Annotated in this window: 22 protein-coding genes; 10 read left to right on the forward strand and 12 right to left on the reverse strand. The window is 46.4% G+C overall.

The annotated features are described in order from the left end of the window. The first annotated feature begins 102 nt into the window (after window positions 1-102). On the forward strand, window positions 103-1,326 hold the full coding sequence (locus SPL68_RS16865) for an MFS transporter (RefSeq protein ID WP_323816338.1): 1,224 nt from the start codon (window positions 103-105) through the stop codon (window positions 1,324-1,326). 11 nt (window positions 1,327-1,337) lie between these two features. Here the strand turns inward: SPL68_RS16865 and SPL68_RS16870 are convergent, their stop codons facing one another. From SPL68_RS16870 to SPL68_RS16880, 3 genes are all read right to left on the reverse strand, one after another. Beyond that, the gene (locus SPL68_RS16870) at window positions 1,338-1,688 is read right to left on the reverse strand and encodes a DUF2200 domain-containing protein (protein WP_323816339.1); all 351 of its coding nucleotides are present in this window, start codon (window positions 1,686-1,688) and stop codon (window positions 1,338-1,340) included. Between the two features lie 240 nt (window positions 1,689-1,928). Next, window positions 1,929-2,666 carry an abortive infection system antitoxin AbiGi family protein gene (locus SPL68_RS16875; RefSeq protein WP_323816340.1) on the reverse strand — a complete coding sequence of 246 codons (738 nt, stop codon included), beginning with the start codon at window positions 2,664-2,666 and terminating at the stop codon, window positions 1,929-1,931. Between the two features lie 328 nt (window positions 2,667-2,994). Beyond that, window positions 2,995-4,368: an amidohydrolase family protein gene (locus tag SPL68_RS16880; protein ID WP_323816341.1), complete on the reverse strand. Its 1,374-nt coding sequence runs from the start codon at window positions 4,366-4,368 to the stop codon at window positions 2,995-2,997. A gap of 587 nt (window positions 4,369-4,955) precedes the next feature. Here SPL68_RS16880 and SPL68_RS16885 point away from each other — a divergent pair. The 4 genes from SPL68_RS16885 to SPL68_RS16900 all read left to right on the forward strand — a co-directional run bounded on the left by SPL68_RS16885 (window position 4,956) and on the right by SPL68_RS16900 (window position 8,786). After that, entirely contained in the window at window positions 4,956-5,990 is a 1,035-nt protein-coding gene (locus SPL68_RS16885; RefSeq protein WP_323816342.1) for an ABC transporter substrate-binding protein, read from the forward strand. Next, entirely contained in the window at window positions 5,987-6,814 is an 828-nt protein-coding gene (locus tag SPL68_RS16890) for an ABC transporter ATP-binding protein (protein WP_323816343.1), read from the forward strand. The genes SPL68_RS16885 and SPL68_RS16890 overlap by 4 nt, the downstream gene beginning before the upstream one ends. Window positions 6,815-6,850: 36 nt before the next feature. Further along, complete coding sequence (locus tag SPL68_RS16895; protein ID WP_323816344.1) at window positions 6,851-7,636, forward strand: ABC transporter permease; 786 nt, start codon at window positions 6,851-6,853, stop codon at window positions 7,634-7,636. A 127-nt stretch (window positions 7,637-7,763) separates the two neighbouring features. Further along, window positions 7,764-8,786 carry an isopenicillin N synthase family dioxygenase gene (locus SPL68_RS16900; RefSeq protein ID WP_323816345.1) on the forward strand — a complete coding sequence of 341 codons (1,023 nt, stop codon included), beginning with the start codon at window positions 7,764-7,766 and terminating at the stop codon, window positions 8,784-8,786. 77 nt (window positions 8,787-8,863) lie between these two features. Here SPL68_RS16900 and SPL68_RS16905 read toward each other — a convergent pair whose 3' ends face one another. After that, on the reverse strand, window positions 8,864-11,086 hold the full coding sequence (locus SPL68_RS16905) for an alpha-glucuronidase family glycosyl hydrolase (RefSeq protein WP_323816346.1): 2,223 nt from the start codon (window positions 11,084-11,086) through the stop codon (window positions 8,864-8,866). Between the two features lie 158 nt (window positions 11,087-11,244). Here SPL68_RS16905 and SPL68_RS16910 point away from each other — a divergent pair, with 158 nt between their 5' ends. The 3 genes from SPL68_RS16910 (at window position 11,245) to lpxL (ending at window position 14,367) form a co-directional block, all read left to right on the forward strand. Next, the gene (locus SPL68_RS16910) at window positions 11,245-12,150 is read left to right on the forward strand and encodes a diguanylate cyclase (RefSeq protein ID WP_323816347.1); all 906 of its coding nucleotides are present in this window, start codon (window positions 11,245-11,247) and stop codon (window positions 12,148-12,150) included. Window positions 12,151-12,185: 35 nt separating this feature from the next. Then, a complete protein-coding gene (locus SPL68_RS16915; protein WP_323816348.1) occupies window positions 12,186-13,340 on the forward strand; it encodes an endo-1,4-beta-xylanase in 1,155 nt (384 codons plus the stop codon). 82 nt (window positions 13,341-13,422) lie between these two features. Beyond that, window positions 13,423-14,367 carry an LpxL/LpxP family Kdo(2)-lipid IV(A) lauroyl/palmitoleoyl acyltransferase gene (gene lpxL, locus SPL68_RS16920; protein ID WP_323816349.1) on the forward strand — a complete coding sequence of 315 codons (945 nt, stop codon included), beginning with the start codon at window positions 13,423-13,425 and terminating at the stop codon, window positions 14,365-14,367. Between the two features lie 37 nt (window positions 14,368-14,404). Here the strand turns inward: lpxL and SPL68_RS16925 are convergent, their stop codons facing one another. From SPL68_RS16925 to minC, 7 genes are all read right to left on the reverse strand, one after another. Continuing rightward, window positions 14,405-15,487 (reverse strand): SGNH/GDSL hydrolase family protein, encoded by a 1,083-nt coding sequence (locus tag SPL68_RS16925; protein ID WP_323816350.1) that lies wholly within the window; start codon window positions 15,485-15,487, stop codon window positions 14,405-14,407. Window positions 15,488-15,520: 33 nt separating this feature from the next. After that, window positions 15,521-17,062: a helicase HerA-like domain-containing protein gene (locus tag SPL68_RS16930; protein ID WP_323816351.1), complete on the reverse strand. Its 1,542-nt coding sequence runs from the start codon at window positions 17,060-17,062 to the stop codon at window positions 15,521-15,523. A 23-nt stretch (window positions 17,063-17,085) separates the two neighbouring features. Next, window positions 17,086-17,706: a YceI family protein gene (locus tag SPL68_RS16935; protein WP_323816352.1), complete on the reverse strand. Its 621-nt coding sequence runs from the start codon at window positions 17,704-17,706 to the stop codon at window positions 17,086-17,088. 41 nt (window positions 17,707-17,747) lie between these two features. Next, window positions 17,748-18,386: a 3'-5' exonuclease gene (locus tag SPL68_RS16940; protein WP_323816353.1), complete on the reverse strand. Its 639-nt coding sequence runs from the start codon at window positions 18,384-18,386 to the stop codon at window positions 17,748-17,750. Between the two features lie 107 nt (window positions 18,387-18,493). Beyond that, complete coding sequence (gene minE / locus SPL68_RS16945) at window positions 18,494-18,751, reverse strand: cell division topological specificity factor MinE (protein WP_078043606.1); 258 nt, start codon at window positions 18,749-18,751, stop codon at window positions 18,494-18,496. 3 nt (window positions 18,752-18,754) lie between these two features. Then, on the reverse strand, window positions 18,755-19,564 hold the full coding sequence (gene minD / locus SPL68_RS16950; protein ID WP_323816354.1) for a septum site-determining protein MinD: 810 nt from the start codon (window positions 19,562-19,564) through the stop codon (window positions 18,755-18,757). 81 nt (window positions 19,565-19,645) lie between these two features. Then, complete coding sequence (gene minC / locus SPL68_RS16955) at window positions 19,646-20,407, reverse strand: septum site-determining protein MinC (RefSeq protein WP_323816355.1); 762 nt, start codon at window positions 20,405-20,407, stop codon at window positions 19,646-19,648. Window positions 20,408-20,614: 207 nt separating this feature from the next. Here minC and SPL68_RS16960 point away from each other — a divergent pair, with 207 nt between their 5' ends. Both SPL68_RS16960 and SPL68_RS16965 read left to right on the forward strand, forming a co-directional pair. Beyond that, window positions 20,615-22,246, forward strand: a complete 1,632-nt coding sequence (locus SPL68_RS16960) for a DUF3300 domain-containing protein (RefSeq protein ID WP_323816356.1) — start codon at window positions 20,615-20,617, stop codon at window positions 22,244-22,246. Window positions 22,247-22,456: 210 nt separating this feature from the next. Beyond that, on the forward strand, window positions 22,457-23,023 hold the full coding sequence (locus SPL68_RS16965; protein WP_323816357.1) for a hypothetical protein: 567 nt from the start codon (window positions 22,457-22,459) through the stop codon (window positions 23,021-23,023). A gap of 59 nt (window positions 23,024-23,082) precedes the next feature. Here the strand turns inward: SPL68_RS16965 and SPL68_RS16970 are convergent, their stop codons facing one another. After that, complete coding sequence (locus tag SPL68_RS16970; protein WP_323816358.1) at window positions 23,083-24,177, reverse strand: site-2 protease family protein; 1,095 nt, start codon at window positions 24,175-24,177, stop codon at window positions 23,083-23,085. Between the last annotated feature and the right edge of the window lie 28 nt (window positions 24,178-24,205).

A 24,205-nucleotide genomic window follows, 5' to 3' on the forward strand; every position in this document is an offset into this window, starting at 1 on the left:
GTATTATCCCGCGTAAAACACGCTGGATGCAATCACTCTAAAGGCCAGGTATATAATCTATACCTCTTAAGAATCTGACTATTAACTTTTGATCACTCACGAATGAACAAGACTCAAACAAACCCCCGCAATCACAATCACACCCCATCGGATTTTGAACTTAGCGAAAAAGATCAGCGCAATAATATTTGGCGGCTCACACTCGCCCAAGCTTTGGCTGGGGCAAATGCCGTGGTGGTTTATGCAACCGGCGCGATTGTCGGGAGCATGTTGGCGCCATCGGCAGTCTTGGCCACCTTGCCGATTTCCATTTTTGTTGTGGGTATGGCGCTATGTATTTTGCCTGCGGGTGTTATCTCTGAACGCTTTGGTCGTCGCACTACATTTTTAGTGGGAACTAGCGCTGGTGTTTTGGTTGGGTTGCTCTCTATGCTCGCCATGATTAACGCATCATTTTGGTTATTTTGTTTTGCGATGCTATTTGGCGGCACCTACGCGGCAGTGGTTTTATCGTTTCGTTTTGCCGCGACCGATGGCGTGCCCGCTGCGCGTAAACCGCAAGCGCTGTCGCTGGTGATGGCTGGCGGTGTCGCCGCTGGCATTGTGGGGCCGCAATTAGTCACTCACACAATGGAGCTGTGGCCAGCGCATTTATACGCAGCAACTTTTTTAATTCAAGCATTGGTTGCTGCGATTTCCGCTGTAATTTTATTTGGTGTGCGCCTGCCAAAACCCTCCCGTACAGATGTTTCTGGCGGGCGCCCGCTCGCCACTATTATCAAACAACCTGCATTTATTGCAGCGGCGGCCTGCGGCGCTATCTCTTACATGCTGATGAATTTTTTAATGACCGCCGCACCTCTGGCGATGCATATGCACGGCCACTCCCACGCCAGTGCCAATTTAGGTTTGCAGTGGCATGTGATCGCAATGTACGCCCCAAGCTTTTTCACCGGAAAACTCATCAGCCGTTTTGGTGCGATAAAAATAGCTGTATCGGGTTTGCTGTTAACCGCCATATCTACCGTCATTGGGCTTGGCGGTGTAGACGTAGCCCACTTTTGGTGGATGCTTATTTTATTAGGTGTAGGTTGGAACTTTGGTTTTCTCGGCGCTTCGGCCTGGGTGCTGGAATGCCACACACCAGAAGAAAAAAATCGCGTGCAATCATTAAATGATTTTATTGTGTTCGGCCTAATGGCCATCGGCTCATTTTCCTCAGGCGCGATTCTTGGTGTATACGGCTGGAGTGTTGTGCTGTGGGTTTCCTTTGTACCACTGGCGCTAACCGCTGTGGCATTTGGACTATTGCGAGGGAGAAAATAAATCAGAAATGTTTAACTGCGCAGAATTTTTTCCATCGCCTTGCCTTTAGCAAGCTCATCAATCAGTTTGTCTAAATAACGGATTTTCTGCATAAGCGGGTCGTCAACCTCCTCCACCCGCACACCGCAGACAACACCTTTTATCAGTGCAGCATTGGCGTTAAATGTCGGTGCTTGCGCAAAAAACTCTTCAAATGTTTTCTCCTGCACAATCTGCTCTTGCAAACCCGCATGATCGTAACCCGTCAACCAACAAATAATTTGATCAACCTCATCCTGAGTGCGATTTTTCCGCTCAGCCTTATTCACATAAAGCGGATAGACTTTGCTAAAAGCAGTGGTGAAGATTTTGTGATTGGTCATAAATTTTTAAGGTTTTTGAAATGTCAGATATCGGTCAAGGCGAATATTTATAAAAAACAATGTAGGTTCGATTAGCGCAGCGTAATCGTACGAATGCAATTCCCCGCCCGAATTTCCACACAGTTAACCCCGAACCAGTTTGCAGAAAAATTCCAGCTTTATTTGTTCGCTATTATCTATTTAATCTTGTTTATAGAATTTTCATACGTACGATTACGCTGCGCTAATCGTACCTACGGGCTACAAATCTATACTCAGGCTTTCTAGTGAAACAACACGACTCATTAAAACTTTTTGCTCAACAACAGAAATATTACCAAGTGCAGCGTGAATGAAATTTATTATATTTGGAATATCGGCATCTGACTTTACAAAAATATAACGTATGTCACCTGGCCCAAATTTAATCGTACAATTTTCTTTAGTTAAAGAGTTCTCAATATCCAAATTGTCTTTATTTTCAAACTTTGACTTTCTTATATATGGCTTAATTTCCTCATGTTGTGGAACATAGCGCCATTCAGATTCTTGATAAAATTCTTTTTCTACAGGAACCCCATCGATAACCATTTTCCCACTAGTTGGTTTTGTGTATGCAAGCAAATACCTCATGGTTGTCTTGCATAACTCGATATCTTCACCCTCTAATTTGTTGGAGTGATCATTTAGGCCTCTAAACGAATTTGTTAGATTGTTATTTCCTGCGCTATAGAGAATTGGATTCAAACCATTCAGATGACCCCACTGCCTAGTAAGACCTAATCCAAACTCACCGTAAAACCCTATATGCTCAGAAATTCTTGATAGCGGAATGTCACAAAAGCAAACCATTGGGTACGCAATATAGTCGAACTTATCGTATCCGAGCCAGCTTATGTCTTCTAAACAATAACGAGGCCAAAAGCCATGTTCCAAGATTAATTTCAGAGTTTCTATGTTCTTGGTAAAATGAAAAAGCGTATTTGATTTCGGTCGCATAATTTCCTCAAATGTCCTAACTCCGAAGCAGTTTTTCTGCATCCATATTATTTATTTGTTATGAGCTTTTGTAAGCACGGAATTTTTTAAGTGTTAACCTTGATATTTCCAATGTTCTCCCTCCAATAGCCCTTCAGCTTGTTGATGTTCGCAAGCTCAGCCTGCAAGGCCCGCCGCAACCTACGGGTACATTAGCTACGAAAATTCAATTAAAGACTATGAATGAATTTACCGCCAGCCGGAATTACAGGTTATTACCTTGCGATATTTGAGTGGAGCAAAAAAGAAAAGGCGGCACTGTGGCCGCCTTGGTATTGAGGGATGGGTTTTACACTAGGTTTATAAGTGTTTTAACTGATTGCTGTACATCGGCGGTGAGTTTTTCTATGTCGATTGTGTGTACTTGATTGTTGCTGACAACTGGTTTGCCGTTGATAAAACTGTGCTTGATGGTTACGGGTTCGCCGCAGATTAGCGGTGCTTCCAGTGGGCTGTGCACTCCGGCGAAACGAGGTTGTTGTAAATCGTAAATAACTAAATCGGCGGCGTAGCCGACCGCTAATTTTCCGAGGTTTTGCAAACCTAAAATTTGTGCGCCGCTATGACTGCCCCAGTTAATTACCATTTCAACATTGGTTGCCGCAGGGCCATGCTGGCTGCGGTGTAATAGCCACGCGAGATTTAATTCCTGCAGCATTGATGCTGATTCTGAAGATGCAGAACCATCGACGCCGATACTAATCGGTACGCCCGCTTGTTGCATGGCAATCACAGGGGCTATGCCGCTGCCCAAACGGCAATTGGATGTGGGGCAATGGGCGATGCCGGTTTTGGTTTGCGCGAGTAGATCGATTGCATGTGCATCGCTTTTTACCAAGTGCGCAAACCAAACATCGCTGCCGAGCCAATGACAACTCGCGGCATAATCGATTGCACTCATGCCGTATTTGGTTTGCGCTTGTTGCTCATCAAATTCCACTTCCAATAAATGCGAGTGCATTTTCAAACCCTGTGCGCGCGCATATTCAGCGAGCGCGATTAAATCATTGCGGCTTGCTGAGTGAATCAAACTGGTGGGCGCAACAACCAATTGGCGCATGGGTACAACGCCATATTGGAGTGAATAATTTGTTTGGTGATACTTACTGCGGCTCTGCTCCAAGCGCGCAATGACCTGCTCCACTGTTTCAGGTTCGATGCCGCTATCGCGCAAGCCGCGATGGGTGCCGCGCTCGGTGGCGCTGCCCCGACACAATACCAAACGAATTCCCAATTCATCTGCCGCTTGCCAAAGCGCCGCTTCCACTTCGGGCGATGAGGTCGCGTGATATAAATAATGATGATCTGCGCAAGTAGTTGCGCCCGAGCGCAAGAGTTCATACAAACCGAGGCGCGCGGCGTGATACATCAGTTCCGGTGTGATTTTTGGCCAAAACTTATAAGGCACAGAGGCAAGCCAATCGCCCAAGCCCTGATTTAATCCGGCAGGCACACCTTTTAAAATTGATTGCGCTAAATGGTGATGAGTATTCACCAACCCCGGATAAATGCTACAACCACTGGCATCAATCAGCGTTTCATTTTGCTGCGGGATAAGCTGCTGGCCGAGCTCAGTAATTACACCATTGCTGATGCGAATGTCGCTGGCTGCCGGATGAGATTGGCTAAAAATTGCGCGGGCATTTTTAATTAAATAATTCATCTTCACTCCTGAGTTAAAGGGCGGGAATGTTTCCCGCCGATTTCAAGAGCAATGTCCCGAGTTAACTCTGACCGCTTCTACTCTTACTACCTTTATTAATAACATTGAATTTTGCTTACGCCAAGACAATAACAGCATGAGAAAAATAAAATACAATTTGGTGCAAAGCAGAATTTTAAGCGTATTTTTTTGGTGCAAGAGCAATAAAAAATCTGGCTTTAGGGAAGCAGATATAAATAGAAAATTTATTAAAAACTTCTTATCGCATCTATAGTTAGCCTTAGCTACGCCATCAGTTTCCGCGGCTGGCATAAGGTTTGCTAAAACTTAAACGAACCCGATATTTTTTGATTTTTGAATATCGGGTATTGAGTAGAAGCTGTTAGGTAACTCTCTTTTACGAGAAACCGGGACATTGCTCATTGTTCATACGTCGCAGCCTTGTGGGCTTATAGCAACGTGTGGCGATGAGATAAGCTTCTCCCCCGCCACTACCCCTCTGCTATAAAACTCCACTTCAAGCTTCGACCTTACAACATTGATTTTGCGCAGGCATTGCTCTGCGCATCTGTGTAATGGAGAAAGCGATGAAATTTTCCACCCGGTTTTTCACTCTACTCAGCTTATTTAGCTGTTGTTTTTATGCACACACCAGTTACGCACTCGATAAAGTGGCCTTTCAATTGGACTGGCTACCCGGTGGCGATAAAGCCCCTGTGTATGTCGGTGTAGAGCGCGGATTTTTTGCAGCAGAAGGATTGGAAGTCAACATCGCCCAAGGGCGCGGTTCCAATGATGCCATCAGTAAATTAGCCACCGGCAATGGCGATGTCGGCCTGAGCGATTTGGTTGCGCTCTTGCTCGCCAAAGCGGGGCAAACCGTTCCGGTCAGTGCCATCTACTCACAATTTAGCAAAGCACCTTACGCATTTTATGTGCTGGATTCATCGCCCGTAAAAACCGTTGCCGATGTAGCCGGTAAAAAAATTGCAACCTCCGCATTTACCTCCGCCAATATATTTTTGCCACTGCTGTTATCGACAAATGGAGTTGATCAAAACTCGATTCAATTAATTAAAGCCGACCCTGGTGCGCTCAACCCTATGTTGATTATGGGTAGAACTGATGTAGAGATTTCATGGATCACCGACAGCGTGCGCAATATTCAGCAAGCCAAAAAAGCGGGGAAAAATTTGCGCATCATTCCCTGGCACGATGCAGGTCTGGAGTTTTATTCAACCTCAGTCATCGCCAGTGATAAATTTTTAAACGAACGCCCCGATGTTGCACGCCGCTTTTTACGCGCATACGCCAAAGCTGTTGCCTACACATGGGAACATCCGCTGGAATCTGCACAAGCCGTACACAAGATGGTGCCAGAAGTAGATGCTACTGAAGCAGAAGCAACCATAAATTCCATTCGCGATTTGGTGGTGAATGAGGTTAGCGCACGCGATGGTTTGGGAGTATTTGAGCCAACACGCCTGGCAACCACTTGGGAATGGACAGCCAAAGGGCAGCAATTAGCAGTGGATAGTTTTAACCCGGAAACAGCAATTAAGCGTGATTTTCTAGCGGCGCCTCGCAGCGAGATTGCCACTGCGGAGGCATCTGCACAATGAAACCTTTTGTCAGTTTTAATCAGGTAGGCCACCGCTATCCACTCGCACAGGGCGGTCACATGCAAGCCTTAACCGAGGTCAGTTTCGATATTCATCGGCATGAATTTGTCGCCGTCGTCGGTCCATCCGGTTGTGGTAAATCTACATTGCTGCGTTTACTCAGCGGACTATTAAGCCCGAGCGAAGGCAAGGTTGAGGTTTTTAATCAGCAAGTGACGCAACCGCGCGACGATGTAGGCATAGTGTTTCAAAAACCAACACTGCTGCCGTGGAAATCGGTACTCGATAATGTTCTTTTTCCGCTGCACCACAAATACGGAAAAGTTACCGACAAAGATCGCGCCTACGCCAAACAATTAATCAATACTGTTGGCCTGAACGATTTTATTGATCGCCTGCCCGATCAACTTTCTGGCGGTATGCAACAGCGAGTGGGAATTGCGCGCGCACTGTTATTAGACCCGGACATTTTAATTATGGATGAACCTTTTTCAGCGCTGGATGCATTAACCCGCGAAGAAATGGGTTTTGAATTACTGCGCATTTGGGAAGAAAAACCCAAAACCGTTTTATTTATCACTCACTCCATTTCGGAAGCGGTTTTGCTCGCCGATAAGGTATTGGTAATGAGCGCTCGCCCCGGACGCCTGCTGGAACAGATTGCTATTGAGCTGCCGCGCCCGCGCAGTTTGGACACAATGCAGATACCCGCTTTTAGCAACTACACCCGCCGTATACGCGCACATATTTACGGGAATAATTCCCAGTCACAAACTCAATCACAGCCTCAAGCGGACAAAAGATCGCAAACTCTCGCCGTCTAACGCTCGCATAATTACCGATTAAATATGAGAAGCCCAATGAAAATACTCTGCTCCCAGTATTTAACGCAACTACAGAAGTTATTGCCCTTGATGGCATTGCTCGCACTGATTCCCTTATGGCAATTGTGTTGTTGGTTATTTTCGATTCCCGAATTTATTTTGCCATCGCCCAGCACTATCGCTCACGCATTTTTTGAGGTGGACGCAGTGCGTTGGTTGGAACATGCATGGGCCACCTTAAAAATTGCTCTCATTGGTTTTGCGCTATCGATAATGTTAAGTATTCCCTTGGCGATAATGATGGTGCGCTCTGCTTTTTTGACGAAGACCTTGTTTCCGCTATTAATTATTGTGCAGTCCACACCGGTGGTTGCGATTGCACCATTGTTAATTGTAATTCTGGGTGCAGGCGATGCCCCGCGTTTGGCAATTACGTGTTTAATTACCTTCTTTCCACTTGTGGTTTCTGCCACCACGGGTATGTTGGCTACACCACCAGAATTAATTGAACTTTCCAAATCCCTGCGCGCATCACCGGTAAAAGAAATTTGGCAGATTCGCCTGCCCTATGCCATCCCACATATTTTTAGCGGACTAAAAGTTGCCATTACCTTAGCGGTAATCGGTGCAGTGATAGCGGAGTTTGTCGCGGCCGAACAGGGGCTTGGATATTTTGTGCAATTCTCCACGTCGTTTTTTAAAGTGCCGCAAGCCTTTGCCGCTTTGCTTTTATTATCGGCGATCAGTCTTTCGCTTTTTGCGCTTGTGCAATGGACCCAAAAAATCTGGTTTGCCTGGAGCTTACCGCGCGACAAAATGTAACTTTACATAGCAACCCCAAAAAACCGCGGAGTAGAAGCGGCGATTGGAAAATACCGGCATTCGCTATTTTCCGATTGGCATTGCTCCATTTCCAGCAGCAGCGCTGCTTTATTTATGGAGTTTTACAATGAGCAATATCAATACAAACACCAACACTACAAGTCCGTACGATTTACAAGAGTTGCAATTTGAAAGCACACTTGGTGGCATGGGCATTGAAAATGATGCATTACAAATTCCACTGATTGACCTCAGCAACTTCAGTGAGCGACGAGCCGAAATCACCGAACAGTTATGGGCAGCAGCAACCCAAGTGGGATTTTTTCAGTTGCAACATCATGGGTTGGATTTGACTTTGATTGAATCCACCTTTGCTCAAGCAAAAGCATTTTTTGAATTGCCCAATGCGGATAAAAAAGCCTATCCCCTTAAAGAGGGTTTGAATGCAGGCTGGGAATTTATGGAGCAGGTTCGTCCATCAACTGGCACTGCCGATCAAAAAGAATCCTATCAAGTCACCTTGCCGCACATGGACAACTTATGGCCGCAAGAATTGCCCATGTTTCACTCCATCATTCTCGAATTTGAAAAACGTGCGTGGCAATTGGGCATGGATGTGCTCTCCTGCTTTGCCGATAAGCTTGGATTTGAGCGCGACTTTTTTAGCCGTGTACACAAACGAGAATCAGCACAGTACCAAAGCACACTACGCTTACTGCATTATTTGCCAATGAAAGATTCGCTGCATCAGGAAGGAATTTGGCGTGCTGGCGCCCATACCGATTTTGATTGCCTGACAATGGTATTTCAAAAAGACGGTCAAGGTGGCTTACAAGTCTGCGGCGGAAAAACGGCCACAGAACAACAGGCATGGAGCAATGTCATTCCGCGCACAGATATCATCACCTGCAATATTGGCGACATGCTCATGCGCTGGAGTGACGATCAATTAAAATCCACTCTGCATCGCGTGCGTATGCCTCAAGCTCATGAATATCAAGGCCCGCGCTACAGCCTCGCATTTTTTTGTCAGGCCAATAAAGATGTAATTATTCAAGGCCCGCAAAAAAAATACGAACCCATCTCTGCTGCCGACTTTTTACGCAAGCGTATTAACGCGAATTTTGCCGAAATACAGGAAAAAAAATAAACTCTCCTTAAATATTGCGATCCAAAAAAAACAAGGCGACACAAATGTCGCCTTGTTCTTTCAAGTTAGTTTAAATTTTATTTCAACACCCGGCTTGAACTCGCAGGATGCCAAGGTTCAGGCACATAGTGTGTACGCGCTTTCGCTTTGTAGTATTCCAAATCGTGCTCGGGTTTTTCGTAACCGGCAGGAATTGCTTTGCCGGAAAAAGTTTGGAAGTAAAGCACACAGGAATCGCGCCATTGCACTGCATCGCGCTCTTGTACTTGCAGCAGCGCTTTGACTTGTTCAAAACGTTCGGCATCGATAAAAGGTTTGGCGCTTTCCCACTCACGCTGCATACTGCGCACCTGATCTACACCTTCATAATATTTATGAACTAACTCTTCCCACAAGCTGCGACCAGATTTCATTTTGTGATCCCAGCTTACATGATGAAACCACAGCATTAACTCTTCTGGTACGGCATTGATATCGCCATATTGCTTCATTAATGGTGTTGGATACTGGGCGATAGCATTAGAGCCAGTTTTAGTGCGATCAAAACCAATACCGTCTTTACTTGCGCGGTGATAATAGATGGCCGTCCAATCCGGACGCTCAGAATTTTCGAGCCAAGGTGAAGGGCCGTAGTGATCACCTTGCGAATACAAATGGGTTAAACCTAAAGGCGAGCGGTAATTCACTCCCGCTTCACGCGAATACATCATTAATTTTTTAACCGGTGCGATAAATTTTTCGTCGTTAGAGAATGTCATACGCAACCACTCTTCAGCAGCCGCTTCGGCTGAAACATTGTGATCCCACGCCATGCGCCCAAATGCGTACCAGCTCGACTGTACGAAAGGGTGCCCAGTCCAGTTGCGATCAGTGCCTGGGTTAATCACCGCCGCCATGCCTGTATGCTTGCTGCTATTTTCTTTATCTACACCAAATACTTTGCCTTCGAGAATATTGCCAATCGTTGAACCCTCGCCTTTTGCATAGGTTTCTGTGCGCAGCGATTCTTCAAATAGTGACCCTTGATAAGCAAGGTGCGTAGCGAAGCCAAAATATTCTTGCGTGACTTGAAACTCCATCATCATGTGAGTTTTTTCCATCGCGGAAAAAAGTGATGAATAGGGTTCGCGCGGTTGAAAATCGATGGGGCCGTTTTTCACTTGCAGAATTACGTTATCGGCAAATTTTCCATCGAGCGGTTTGAATTCATCGTAAGAGCCGCGAAAGCGATCACCAATATCCGGGTGATATACAAATGCGCGCCAGAACACTACGCCACCAAAGGGTTTTAATGCAGCGGCAAGCATGTTGGCGCCATCAGCATGATTGCGACCATAATCTTGCGGCCCGGGCTGACCTTCAGAATTTGCCTTTACTAAATAGCCACCAAAATCGGGAATATATTCGTACACTTTTTTGGTGCGCTCTTGCCACCATTTTGCAACGCGAGGATCGAGTGGGTCGGCAATATCCAAATCGCCAAAAGCGCGCGGCGAATTGTAGTTAATCGACAAATACACTTTGATGCCGTAAGGGCGAAATACATCAGCCAGCGCAGCAATTTTTTGCAGAAATTGATCGCTCAACAAACGCGGATCGGCATTTACATTGTTAATCACTGTGCCGTTAATACCGAGTGAGGCATTGATGCGCGCATAGTCGGTATAGCGTGGAGATTTATAATCCGGCAGCGTGCCCCAATCCCACAGCGATAAGCCTGCATAGCCGCGTTCTACCACGCGATTAACATTATCCCAATGATTCACTACGCGGTGCTGCAATTTAGGTGCACTACTAATAGCAATGTTAGCGATGGATTGCTGTGTTTGAATTAAACGTAAAAGATGAAAACTGCCGTAGAGCACACCCACATCGGAATTAGCGGCAATCACCGTCACATCGCGTTTATTAATACGCGTCTGTTCAATTAAATAACCTTCATTACCTACTGACGCCAAGCGTTGCGACAAATTCAATGAGGCAATTAAGGGCGAGTTGGCGGGCGTTCCAATCACTAATGACTGAGCTTGCAGTTTCCCTGTTGCACTTGCAATCGGCTTGGCTAACAAGCCACTCAAGCCGCGCTGCAGCTCATCTGTGGCTGCCACTATCGTAGATGAGCGCCCTTCAGCTACCAGATAGCGAATTTGCTTTTGATATACCTTGCGTGTAGCGGAGTCACTCACCGGTTGGTAGCGCAGCCACATTTCGTAGCCATCTTCAGCCAGCACACTTGCTGTACCTGTACACAACCAGATTGTTGCAAAAATGAATAATTTGGAGAAAAAAGATCTATGCACACTCAACCCCACGTGGATTATTATTAATTTGCTCTCGCCTTATAGTCATTGCAAATATATCACTGGTATACAAGAATACACATTCAATAAATGTAAAGGCTGGCAGACGCAGATTATTCCCATAACAAACAATAACACTCATTTCGGTCAGGTGAATAATGATAAGAATCCTCAAACTATGCCTGCTTATGGCATTCAGTAGCTACGCCTTTGGCGCAGACAAAGCCATACGTGTAAACGATTTCAGCGATCCTAATGCAGCCTATGCCATCAAGATGCTGAAATTGGCCATCGCCCATAGCGACACGCCAGATTACACATTGGAAATTAAACACGAAGATCTCACTCAAGCGCGCGTTAACGAAGAAGTGCGCACTGGTGGTTTGCTGGATTTGTGCTGGGCCTCGTCCGATGCGCAAATTGAATCCCAACTGCGCCCTATTCGCATACCGCTGTTCAAGGGGCTGCTGGGGTATCGCATTTTTATCATCAACAAAAATAATCAACATAAGTTCGACAAGATCAAATCACTCACCGAATTAAAACAATTAACTCTCGGCCAAGGGCGCACTTGGGCTGATGGCCGCATTTTAGAGGCCAATAGTTTTAACGTAATCAAAACCAATAAATATCCCGGTTTGTTTTACATGGTAGAAGGAGAGCGTTTTGATGCCTTTCCGCGCGGCGTACACGAACCATTTTCAGAATTGGAAGCGCGCCCAACATTAAATTTAGCGGTCGAGAAAAACTTAATGGTTTATTACCGCATGCCGTTTTATCTATTTGTATCACCGGGCAATGAAGCACTCGCACAAACCTTGGAAAGTGGATTTGAACGCGCCATCGCCACCGGTGAATTTGACAGAGTGTTTTATGGCGATAAAGCGATTCAGGATGTAATGCAAAAAGCCAACATGAAAAATCGACTTTTATTCAAGTTGGATAACCCATTGCTTTCAAAAGAAACACCAGTGGATCGCTCCGAGCTTTGGTTTGACCCTCAATCCATTCCCGATACAGATGCCACTACAGAAACAATTAATAACAACGCCGATCAACAATAATCAAGTATCCAACCATCAACAGCGAGACTATCAATATGAACAAATTAAACTCGTTAACGCTTTCGCGCCGACAATTATTAGCCGCGACTGGCGCTGGTGCAGCACTTATTGCCAGCGCCAAAATGCAGGCAGCCGAAAAAGCAATGGCAGCTACAGGCTTAAAAGAAGCCTATAAAAATGATTTTCTGATCGGTGCAGCACTTAATGTCAATATCATCGCGCAGCAAGAGCCCAAGTTAACAACGCTTATTGCCAGGGAATTTAATTCCATCACCGCAGAAAACTGTCAAAAATGGGGCGAAATTCGCAATGAAGATGGCAGCTGGAAATGGAGTGATAGCGATGCGTTTGTTAATTACGGTATAAAAAACAAGATGCACATTGTCGGTCATACACTTGGCTGGCACAGCCAAATTCCCGATAGCGTATTTAAAAATAAAGATGGTAGTTACATTTCCAAAGAAGCGCTGGCAAAAAAACAGCAAGAGCACATCACTACCTTAGTTGAGCGCTACAAAGGAAAAATTGCCGCATGGGATGTTGTCAATGAAGCAATGGGCGATGATTACAAAATGCGCCCAAGTCACTGGTACAACATTATGGGCGATGACTTTTTAGTGAACGCCTTTAATCTCGCTCACGAAGTCGATCCCAAAGCACATTTGATGTACAACGACTACAACAACGAGCGCCCGGAAAAACGTGCTGCCACTATTGACATGCTCAAACGTTTACAAAAACTCGGCGCGCCTATTCACGGACTGGGAATGCAAGCGCATGTTGGTTTGGATTCTGACATGCAAAACTTTGAAGACAGCATTCTCGCCTACTCTAAATTAGGCTTACGCATTCATCTCACCGAATTGGATATAGATGTGTTGCCATCGGTATGGAATTTACCCGTAGCAGAAATCTCTACCCGCTTTGAATATAAGCCGGAGCGCGATCCCTACATCAATGGATTACCAAAAGAAATTGAAGAAAAACTCGCCAAAGCCTATGAAACTCTGTTTAAAATTTTAATTAAACACAAAGATAAAGTAGATCGTGTTACCTTCTGGGGAGTTAGTGATGACGCAAGCTGGCTAAATGGTTTCCCGATTCCAGGGCGCACCAATTACCCACTGCTGTTTGATCGCCAACAACAACCGAAATCTGCATACTTCCGGCTGTTAGACCTTAAAAAATAGCTCATCTCCACTTTGGATTGTTGTAACCCTGTTTGTGCGGTAGGCTTGCACCCAAAATACAATCAGGGTTACCAAAGTCCAAATGCAAAAAACACCACCATCAAAACATCTCCCTCCCGTATTTCGCTGGTCATTTTTAGGGCCAAAATTTTGGCCAACATGGCTTCTATTAGTCGCGTTACGTGTGGTTGCGTATCTTCCGATGAGCGTAAATTTCTTTTTGGGGCGCTGTTTGGGTTGGCTCTTTTGGCACTTGGCTCCCAGCCGCGCCCGTATTGCCGATACCAATATTCGCCTCTGCTACCCAGAACTAAATGACGCGGAGCGCAATAAATTAGTCCGCAGTATTATTCAATCCTGTGGCATAAGCTTTTTAGAGAGTGCAGTGGGCTTATGGGGGCCAGAAAAATATCTGCGTCGCGCACATCGCATTAATGGATTGGAGCATCTGCGCGCAGCACAACAAGCAGGGCAAGGTGTATTACTGGTTGTTTGCCATATGACCACGATTGATATCTGCGCTCGTATGATGGCCATACATCAAAAAATTGACATTCTTTATCGCCAGGATCCGAACCCTTTACTCGCTTATATGCTGGTAAAAGCACGCGAAAGTTTTAATGGTGAATCGATAATCACCGTCGAAACTCGCAAGCTGGTGCGTAATCTGCGTGCCGGTCATATAGTGTGGTACGCACCAGATCAGGATTACGGGATTAGGCACAGTATATTTGCGCCTTTTTTTGGCGTTCCCGCCGCAACTGTACCCGGCACCGCACGCTTTGCGGCTCTAGGTAATGCCCAGGTGATTTTCTTTTCGCATTATCGCGAAGCTGACGGTAGTTACTCACTCGAACTTAGCCCACCGTTGGATAATTTCCCTACTGGTGATGACATTGCGGATAGCACACGAGTGAATCAGAAACTTGAGGAAATGATCCGTAGACAACCGGATCAGTATTTGTGGGTGCATAGGCGCTTTAAAACTCGCCCGGAAGGTGAGCCAAACCTATATAAAAAGAAATAACTGCACGCACATGAAGTGCATGCAGTTATTTTTGTTATTACCAATTCATTTTCTGTTTGATAAACGCCGTCAATTTTTCTGCATTAGCTTTATGCTGCGCAATACGCGGGTGGCCGCCATAACCGGTAAACTCAAAGAAAATGGTATCCAGTTTTTGGTCTCCATTTTCTTTGCGCATGCGTTCTACCGCAGCAGTGATATAGCCAGGCCATTTCGGATTCGCTGTTGCATCCATACTGCCTAATGCACAGATAATCTGTGCTTTTGGATATTTAGCGCGAATACTGCGCACAAAATCGATATAGGCTTGCACACGCACAGCATCATCGGGAATGGGTTGCAAACGCTTTTCGCGGTCGATCAACCAGCTATCGTTTTGGAATAAATTGATTACAACAACATCGGGCGTCCACTGAGTAAAATCCCATTTGGAATCGTTGTCGCCTACCGCACTTAACTGATCATAAAATTGCGGCATGATAAATGGGAACCAGCTAATCATAATGCCGATGCCGCTTTGCGAAATCGTATGTAACTCAGCATTTAGATTGCGCGCTGTTATTGCGCCATAGGCCCAGTAATTATTTTTTTCACTGAGCAGATGATCCGCACCGTTATCCGCACCTTCATTGCCCATCCCGGTAGAAATTGAATCGCCATAAATCTCCATGCGGCGTTTTGGGCGCACAGGTGGTGCAAGCAATTTGGCATTTGCATCCAATACCAAGCCTTTAAATGCGGTAGCACCCTCTTCACCTTCAGTGCGCTTGTAAATTTCCAGACTGTGATCACCAGCCTTAAGTGCTGTACTGATCACATAGGTCTGCTCGCCTTGTTTTGCTTCCAGTACATAAGGGTGCTGGGTTTCGCCATCAATAATGATGTTAAAGAAATTTTTCCCTAACTGATCATCGAGTTTAACTGCAAGTGATGTGCCGGTGAAATTAGCCTTGATACTCGAGCCAGTCCAGGACAGCTGCGGGGATTTTTTATCGCTAAAATCGATACGACCAGTGTAGAGATAGGCAGGATTGTCTGCCGCAATAGTTTGTACAGGCTCTGCCAGAACCATGTTTGAAAAACATAAACTGCCGATAAGTAGTGAGTGAATAATTTTCATTGTTGTTCTCTTATAAAATAAATATGGCCGATATTAACGACGGCCACCCAATAACGAACCAAGAATGCCGCGCACAATTTGCCGCCCCAGATTACTGCCAATCGCACGCGCCGCGCTCTTGGCGAATGCATCAACCGCAGAATCCCGTTTGGCACTAGATCGGGACGCTTGTTGTTGCGCACGCGCTTGTTCTTTCTGTTGTTGCTCTTGCACTTTTTGCTGTTGTTTAAAAATACGCTCCTGCTCTATACGCAATAGTTCCTGTACTTTTTGCTGTTCTTCATTCTGTGCTTGCTGTGCAACTCGCGCTTTTAAAATCTCATAGGCGGATTCACGATCAATCGCTTGGTTATAAACGGTGTTGTAAGGCGAGCGAGACATTACCTCGATTCGCTCCTCATCGGTCAACGGGCCAATACGCGATGCAGGCGGAGCAACCATCACACGCTCTACCGGTGTGGGAGAGCCTTTTTCATCAAGCACTGACACTAATGCTTCGCCAATTCCCAGCTCAGTAATTGCAGCCTCGGTTGAAAACGCAGGATTGGGCCGAAAGGTCTGAGCCGCAATTTTTACTGCCTGTTGATCCTTAGGTGTGAACGCACGCAACGCATGTTGTACACGATTGCCTAGCTGCCCAAGAACAGAATCGGGAATATCGGCAGGGCTTTGGGATACAAAATAAATACCGACACCTTTAGAGCGAATCAAGCGTACAACCTGCTCAATTTTATCGATCAATAATTTGGGCGCATCGTTAAATAACAGATGCGCTTCATCAAAAAAGAAAACCATTTTTGGCTTGTCCGCATCGCCCTGTTCAGGCAGGTTTTCAAACAGTTCCGATATCAACCAGAGCAAAAAAATGCCATAGAGTTTGGGCTGATTCACTAGCGTAGTAGCATCAAGAATATTAATAACACCCGTACCTTCAAGGGTTGATTGCATCAGGTGATTCAAATCCAGTGCTGGCTCCCCAAAAAACTCATCCGCACCTTCTTGTTCCAACATCATCAACCGACGCTGAATTGCTGCGATACTCGCCTCACTAATACCGCCGTATTCATCAGCCAATGTTTTACGCTCGTCTTTCATCCAATTGAGCATGGCTTGCAGATCTTTTAAATCCAGAATTAACATGCCTTGGTCATCGGCAATTTTAAAAGCAGCATAGAGCACGCCGGTTTGGGTTTCATTCAGATCAAAAAAATTGGCGAGCAGCAAAGGGCCAAAATCCGAAATTGTTGCGCGAACAGGATGGCCTTTTTTTGCGTACAGATCCCAAAATACACAAGGAAACAGGCGCTGCTGATAATCGGCAATTTTCATCAGCTGTACACGCTCATCGATTTTGGCATGAGGCTTACCCGCTTTAGCCAAACCAGATAAATCGCCTTTTATATCGGCCATAAATACCGGCACACCCGCTTTGGCAAAACCTTCGGCCAGTACTTGCAAGCTCACCGTTTTGCCCGTACCGGTTGCACCGGCGATCAATCCATGACGATTCGCCATGCGCAAATTCAAATGCACCGACTGGGTGCCGTTACTGCCGATAAGAAATTGGTTGGTCATAAAAACTCCTGAAAGATTTTTTGTTATTGTTGTTGGAATTCAGCGAAGACTTCCAACTCAACCTGATCGCCAATAGCAGGCACCAGATAATCAACACCAAAAGCTGAACGACTAATCACGCTAGTCGCTGAAAAACCTAAAGTATAGAAGCCGGTGAGCATATTGTTAGCTGCACCATTGAAGACTACTTTTAAATCAATTGGCGCAGTAACGCCATGCAGCGTTAACTCACCCGTAAATACTGCAGAATCTTTATCGATTTGATTAACGCTAATCGTTTTGAAAAACGCTTGTGGATACTTTTCTGAATCCAACCAACTACTGCCGCGCAATGTTTCTTCCAAATCGGCGTTGTTAGCGTCAATACTTGCAACATCGACTACAGCAGATAATTTTGCTGCCGCGATATTTTCCGGATCAAACTCCAATCTTGCATCGACTTTATTAAAACGACCGACAAAGGTCGACAACCCCATATGGTTAATCTTAAACAAAACACTAACGTGAGATTGATCCAGCTTATACGACCCTTTTTCCAACTCCACTATGCCAGTCTTCACCTTCGGCTTAATTAAACTGCCACAACTCATCAATAACAGGCAGGCAAAAAATACGGCGGTAACTTTAGCAATAGACTTTTGCATGCAGGTTCACTCCTTTATCCCTCTCTAGATTAAAGGGTAGGTTATTTCACTTTATGCTTCGCATAAAATTGACGTAATTGATGCTTTGGGGTTTTTGTGAGTGTATGCATAAATCCAAATGACAAATCATCCAGTTGATGTTGCTCGCGCAACTCGTCAAGCAAGCTTAACCACAAATATGCGGTGACTTCAGCATCCGCCAATGCACGGTGATAAATTCCATCACTAGGTAAATTTTTATATTGCGCCAAAGTTGCAAGCTGATGATTGGGAGCCGCTTGGAAAATTCGACGCGCAGCAAGCAGGCTACAGGCGATACCAGTTGAAAAATGCTTTTTAATGCGGCGAAATTCTGCACGCAAAAATCGTTCATCGAAACTAGCGTTGTGCGCAACCAAATTACGCCCTGCGATAAAATCGTAAAAGTCATTCATTACTTCAGCATTCGCGCGCGACTCTTTTACCATCGCATTGGTTATACCGGTAAGATTTTCAATAAATAGCGGAATGCGAATACCGGGGTTCATCAACTGCTGAAAGCGATCAGTAATCTTTCCATTTTCGATTAGCACTGCACCAATCTCTATCGACCTATCACCCATATCAGGTGAAAGCCCGGTGGTTTCAAAATCGAATACAACCAATTGATCTGCCGGTAACAGATGAAAATCAGAACTCATAATACACAAGACCAAAATCGCGAATCATAAAATGAAAAACAAAAAAGGGATGCACTGCAAAGAGCGCATCCCTTTTTTGAGCTGCAAAAAATCAGCAGCGACATCCATTAATCTGGAAGCGTAATATTCAACTCCAACACCGAGCAGTTGTCGGAGTTATCGAGATTTACCGTCACTTGATCAGATTCAATATGAATATATTTGCGAATGACAGCAATAATTTCCTGTTGCATTTGCGGCAGAAAATCCGGCTGATTCAAATTGCGTTTGGTACGCTCGTGCGCAACGATAATTTGCAAACGCTCCTTGGCAACCGATGCCGACGAGGGCGCGCGCTTCTTGCGCAGGTAGTCAAAAATACTCACGGCTTACACCCCCAGCAAACGCTTAAGGAAACTTTTCTTTTCCGCTTCAAGGAAACGGTGTGGAATTTCTTTGCCGAGCAAACGATCAACGGCATCGTTATAGGCTTGGCCAGCTTGCGTTGCCTCATCCAGAATAACCGGAGTACCCTGGTTAGACGCTTTTAATACTGCTTCTGATTCAGGAATGACACCCAATAATGGAATGGCCAGAATTTCTTCTACGTCATTTACGCTAAGCATTTCACCCGATTCAACACGCACAGGGTTGTAGCGAGTCAATAACAAATGCTCTTTGATTGGCTCCAGATTTTGTTCTGCACGGCGTGATTTGCTTTGCAAGATACCCAAAATACGATCCGAGTCGCGCACCGAAGAAACTTCCGGGTTGGTAACGACTACAGCGATATCGGCAAAATACAATGCCATCAATGCGCCCTGCTCAATACCTGCAGGAGAGTCGCAAACAATGAATTCGAAATCTTTTGACAGCTCATTGATAACCGCTTCAACACCTTCGCGGGTTAAGGCATCTTTATCGCGCGTTTGCGATGCGGGCAACACGTACAACCCCTCAGTGCGTTTGTCTTTAATCAACGCCTGATTCAAGGTGGACTCACCTTTCACCACGTTTACAAAATCGTAAACCACGCGGCGCTCACAGCCCATAATCAAATCGAGATTACGCAGACCTACGTCAAAATCGATTACCACTGTTTTATGGCCGCGCATCGCCAAACCAGTACTGATTGCTGCGCTGGAAGTGGTTTTACCCACTCCGCCCTTACCTGATGTCACTACGATAATCTTAGCCAAGGTAGGCTCCTGTAAATATTCAATGTCTAAAAATCAATGAGTAAAAAATTCAAACTTTATTGCGATGAATTTTTCACAGTGTTAATTGCTAACCAATGCTTCAACGATAACTTTTTCACCGCTAAGAGATACTTGCACCGGCTTTTTAAATAATTCTTTGGAGAGCGAGTCCTGCAAAACAAAATTGCCTGCAATTGAGACCAGCTCTGCTTCCATTTGTTGGCAAAAAATACGCGCACTTTCGTCACCTTTTACACCGGCCAAGGCTCTACCGCGCAGGGTGCCATAAATATGCACATGACCATCAGCGAGTACTTCTGCTCCCTCGCTCACTTGCGCCAGTACAATTAAATCTGCACCTTCGGCGTAAATCTGCTGACCGGAACGCACCGGGCGAGTGATCACTTTGCTCTGCCGCTGAACCAGTCGCTCTTCGATTACGGTTTCGACCACCGTCTCGACTACCCGTTCGATAACCGTCTCCACCTCTTTGGGTGCAGCCTCTTGCTTGGGGATTTTAAGTGCGCGTTCACTGGGCTTGGGCAGTACCGCCAAACCGGTCTTATTAACCGCCGCTAACAATACCTCAGGTACGCCGCTAAAACCTAGTGGTTGTAAATCCAGTTCGCGGCAAATAGCCAACAGATCGGCAGGTTTTTTCAGAGATTCAGGATTTTCCAGACGATCCAGATTGATCAAAACTGGTGAGTTATTGAAGAATTGCGGAGCCTGAATAATCTTCTCTTTCAGTTCAGCTAACAAACTCGTCGGTTCGTAGCGCACAATCGCCAGTACCACCACGGTTACGGCACTGCCTTTTAGCTGGAAATTTACATCGATCATGCGCGGCTCTCTGCTTGCTTGGATCATTACAAAGTGCGCCATTATCGGGGCGCTGCCTTATTAGTCAAGCGAGACGCAGTGCGCAGTTCAGCTCGGGTTAAGCGCTGGGCTCCTATAAAGGAATCATCAGTATCAAACCGCCCTCATCTCTTCATGGAGTCAAGGGCAACCATCGGGTAAACCACGGCCACCCAAGCGAGAACTATCATGACCAGCCAGCTTCTGCATCACTCCGGCAAGTTCGCGTTAATGATCAGCTTATTAGTGCCACTAACCTTGGCGGCAACAGCCCCTATCGCCGTTGCCCAGACCAGCTATAGCACCTCGGCTACCCAAGCCAGTTTTACTGAGGCTCAGCTGGACTCACTGCTTGCGCCCATCGCGCTCTACCCGGATACAGTCTTATCCCACGTACTAATTGCCTCTACTTATCCACTGGAAGTGGTCGAAGCTGACCGCTGGGCGCGCAATAACAGTCGCCTGAAAGGTGATGATGCGGTTAATGCGGCAGACAATCAGGATTGGGATCCCAGCGTCAAAGCATTGGTGGCCTTTCCCGACATTCTGCAGCGCATGAGTGATGATCTGGATTGGACCCAGCAACTGGGCGATGCGTTTCTCGCCAGCGAAGAGCGGGTGATGGATAGTGTGCAAAAGCTGCGCAACCGCGCCTATGACTCAGGCAATCTCGATAATGTCGAGCATGTGCGGGTCGTGCGCGAAGAAAAAACCATTGTGATTGAGCCGTCCGTCGAGCGCGTTGTCTACGTACCTGCCTACGATACCCGCGTGGTCTACGGCAATTGGTGGTGGGCTGACTATCCTCCCGTTTACTGGGCTTACCCAAGCAGCTATGTCTTTATCTCCGGTTTTTACTGGGGGCCACGTGTGTATATCGGCCCGCGCTTTTACTTCAGCGGATGCCACTGGGCGCAACGCCGCGTGGTGGTAGTTGATCGCTACCATAATCACGGCCATCGTTTTTATGACAGCCGCAGCGTAGTACGCCATAACGATGCCAAACACTGGCACCATAACCCTGTGCACAGACGCGGTGTGGCCTATTACGACAATCGCACCCGCGAGCGCTTCAACAGCCCGCGCGAAAGTTATCGAGACGCCCATCAATATCGCGCCAGCCTGCGGGACAACAATGCTCGCCCTGATCAGTACGCGGGTAATAGACCGAACACTAGCCGCATCGCCCCCAACAATGCCCGCGATCAACGCCAAGGGCGCGATGACCCAGCTCTGCAACGCCTGGAGCGCCGTCAAGCTGGGCAAATCACTAACAATAGCGCTAATGTCAGTAATGACAGAGCGCGCCCGCAGCCGCGCGCGGACGAATTGCGCGAGCGGATGAATAGCCGCTATGGCCGTGAACAGGGCAATCTGCAAAGCCGTGCGCAGACCAACAATCCGAATCGCCCCAATAACGATATGCGCCAGACCGAGCGCAGCAATCGTGTTGAGCGCACCGAAACACAGCGCCCGCAAAATTCGAATCGCACTGAAACTCGCGCCACAGAGACTCGGTCCATCGAGCGTTCCAATATGCCACGTACTGAGCAAGTACAGAGAGCTCGCCCAGAATCTAACAACTATCAGAGCGGTTCGCGCATCCAGCAAGCGCAGCAGCAAAGTCGCACTGAACGCCCGACCATACAACGACTTGAGCGTCAGGCGCCTGTGGCGCGCGCGCAACCTACGGATCGCCCGCAAACCATGCAGCGTCCTCAAACCATGCAAAGACCACAAACGACAGAGCGATATAGCAGGGCGGACTCCGGTCGCCAGAGCGATAACCGCACCGAAATCCGTGGTGGCCGCGAGCGCTAATCCTGACTTATAAAATCGATTGTTCTACTTGCCTGCCTCAAATCCATAACGGAACGGAGGCAGGCACTGCCCCCAAGCAAGCAATACCCCCTCCGCCAGCCTGTCCATTAAAGACTCAAACTTTTATACTACTGCAACATTTTTAGACCAGACTCCTCCACTCACGATCATCAAATCCAGAGTTAACCCTTGTTTATTCAGATGTTGTTTATGCAGAAATTCGCACCACTCACCCGATTAACCGCCTCTTTACTGCTTGTTATGAGCCTTTTTGCCTGTACCAGCACCAGTAATAAAGTTGCGCAGCAAAAGCAGGCTTGGCCCAGCAACATGCCATCACGCGCATACTTCCTCAAAATCTATGAGGCGGATAAGGTAAACAAAGAAATTCAAACCCAAGAGGAATACCTCACCTGGATTGTGCGCTTCTATAACGGCTGGGAACTGTATCGTCGCGGCTGGACGAAAATGACTGATGAGCTGATCGCACAGGTGGAAGACCCAAGTCAGGTCAAAGAGATTCGCTACAAAATTGATCGCATCGGCCGCTTGGTATCGGGTGAGTGGGCAAAAAAATCGGATACCCGCACGATTTATTTACGCCATGTGTCTGTCTGGGGTAATGCGCTACTGGAATCGCTCGATCGCCACGAAGCCTTGCCGCTGATCAACCGTGTTAATCAGGATGTGGATGATTTACTCGCACACAAAATTAGTGCTGATGTAATCACTGCCGAGCGTTATTTCCCTGCTGATGAAAATGATCCGTTTTTGTAATTGAATTCTAACGGCCAATAAAAATCCCGGTGTTCTATTCACAAAACACCGGGATTTTTTTATGACGCCAACACCTTAAGGGCGATCTCAGAACCGGGCAGCCCATCCATTGCGATTAAAAAAATCATTCCTAAAAACATTGCCACCACGACTAAATACCAAAGCACTGAAAACCAGATGCCGTAAGGTTTGAGCGGGGTTATATCCTCTGCCAACCCCACACGCCAACCAGCAACAATATCAATCACGCCCAACACAATAAAAAAAGTGATGAAATACAAACCCAGCTTCCAGGCACCGACAAAACACAGCGCCGAAATCAGTAACAACGCCACTAACGCCAAATAGTTGCGACCGGAAAACACCAGCGATTTCACTACCCGCCCACCGTCCAGTGGATATACCGGAATCAAATTAAATAGATTCAACAGCGCACTGGTAGATGCAACCAAACCCGCAAAATGACTATCGGTAATGAGATACACAATATAAAAGGCAACCGTCATGATCAGACCATAGACTGGCCCCATCATGGAGATATACACATCCTGCCAGCGGGTTTTTGGCATATCACCCACCGCCAGACCACCAACAAAAGGAATTAGATACATGCCTTTGGTGGGCAATCCGCATTTTTTCATTGCACGCAAATGGCCATATTCATGGAACACCAGAACACCGATTAACGCGAGTGCGAATTCCAGCGTGAACATCACGCTATAAACCGCGACCGATGCCGCCAAGAGCGCTACTTTTACTACCTGCACTGCTTTTAATAATTTGAATGCAACCAACGCAAGCGAAATCCATGAATTGGATTTTGGCGCGGCAGGCGCTGCTGCAATCGTGCTTGCTTGTGCATTTTCCTGATCCGCAGCCAGAGTCAAAGGTGCTGCACCTTGCAAGACTTGAGCATCATTCAACCAGAATTGGTATTGCACCTGTGCACCCGCCACATCCAATTGATAGGCGATTTTTGCTTCACCCGCTCCTTCCAGCGAAAACACCTGCTCATTGAGCGAACCGGGATTCGCGCCCTGCGCAACCACTATTCCATCGACCACCAAAATTTCTTCGCCTGTTGATGGATTTAATTCAACACTCAATTGCCGATCGGCATAAGCAAACGAAAACAACACCATAGTTTTGTGCATAACAACAACTCTAAAAAATCAAAATACG

The sequence above is a fragment of the Cellvibrio chitinivorans genome (genome assembly GCF_035117775.1).
Classification (GTDB): Bacteria; Pseudomonadota; Gammaproteobacteria; order Pseudomonadales; family Cellvibrionaceae; genus Cellvibrio; species Cellvibrio chitinivorans.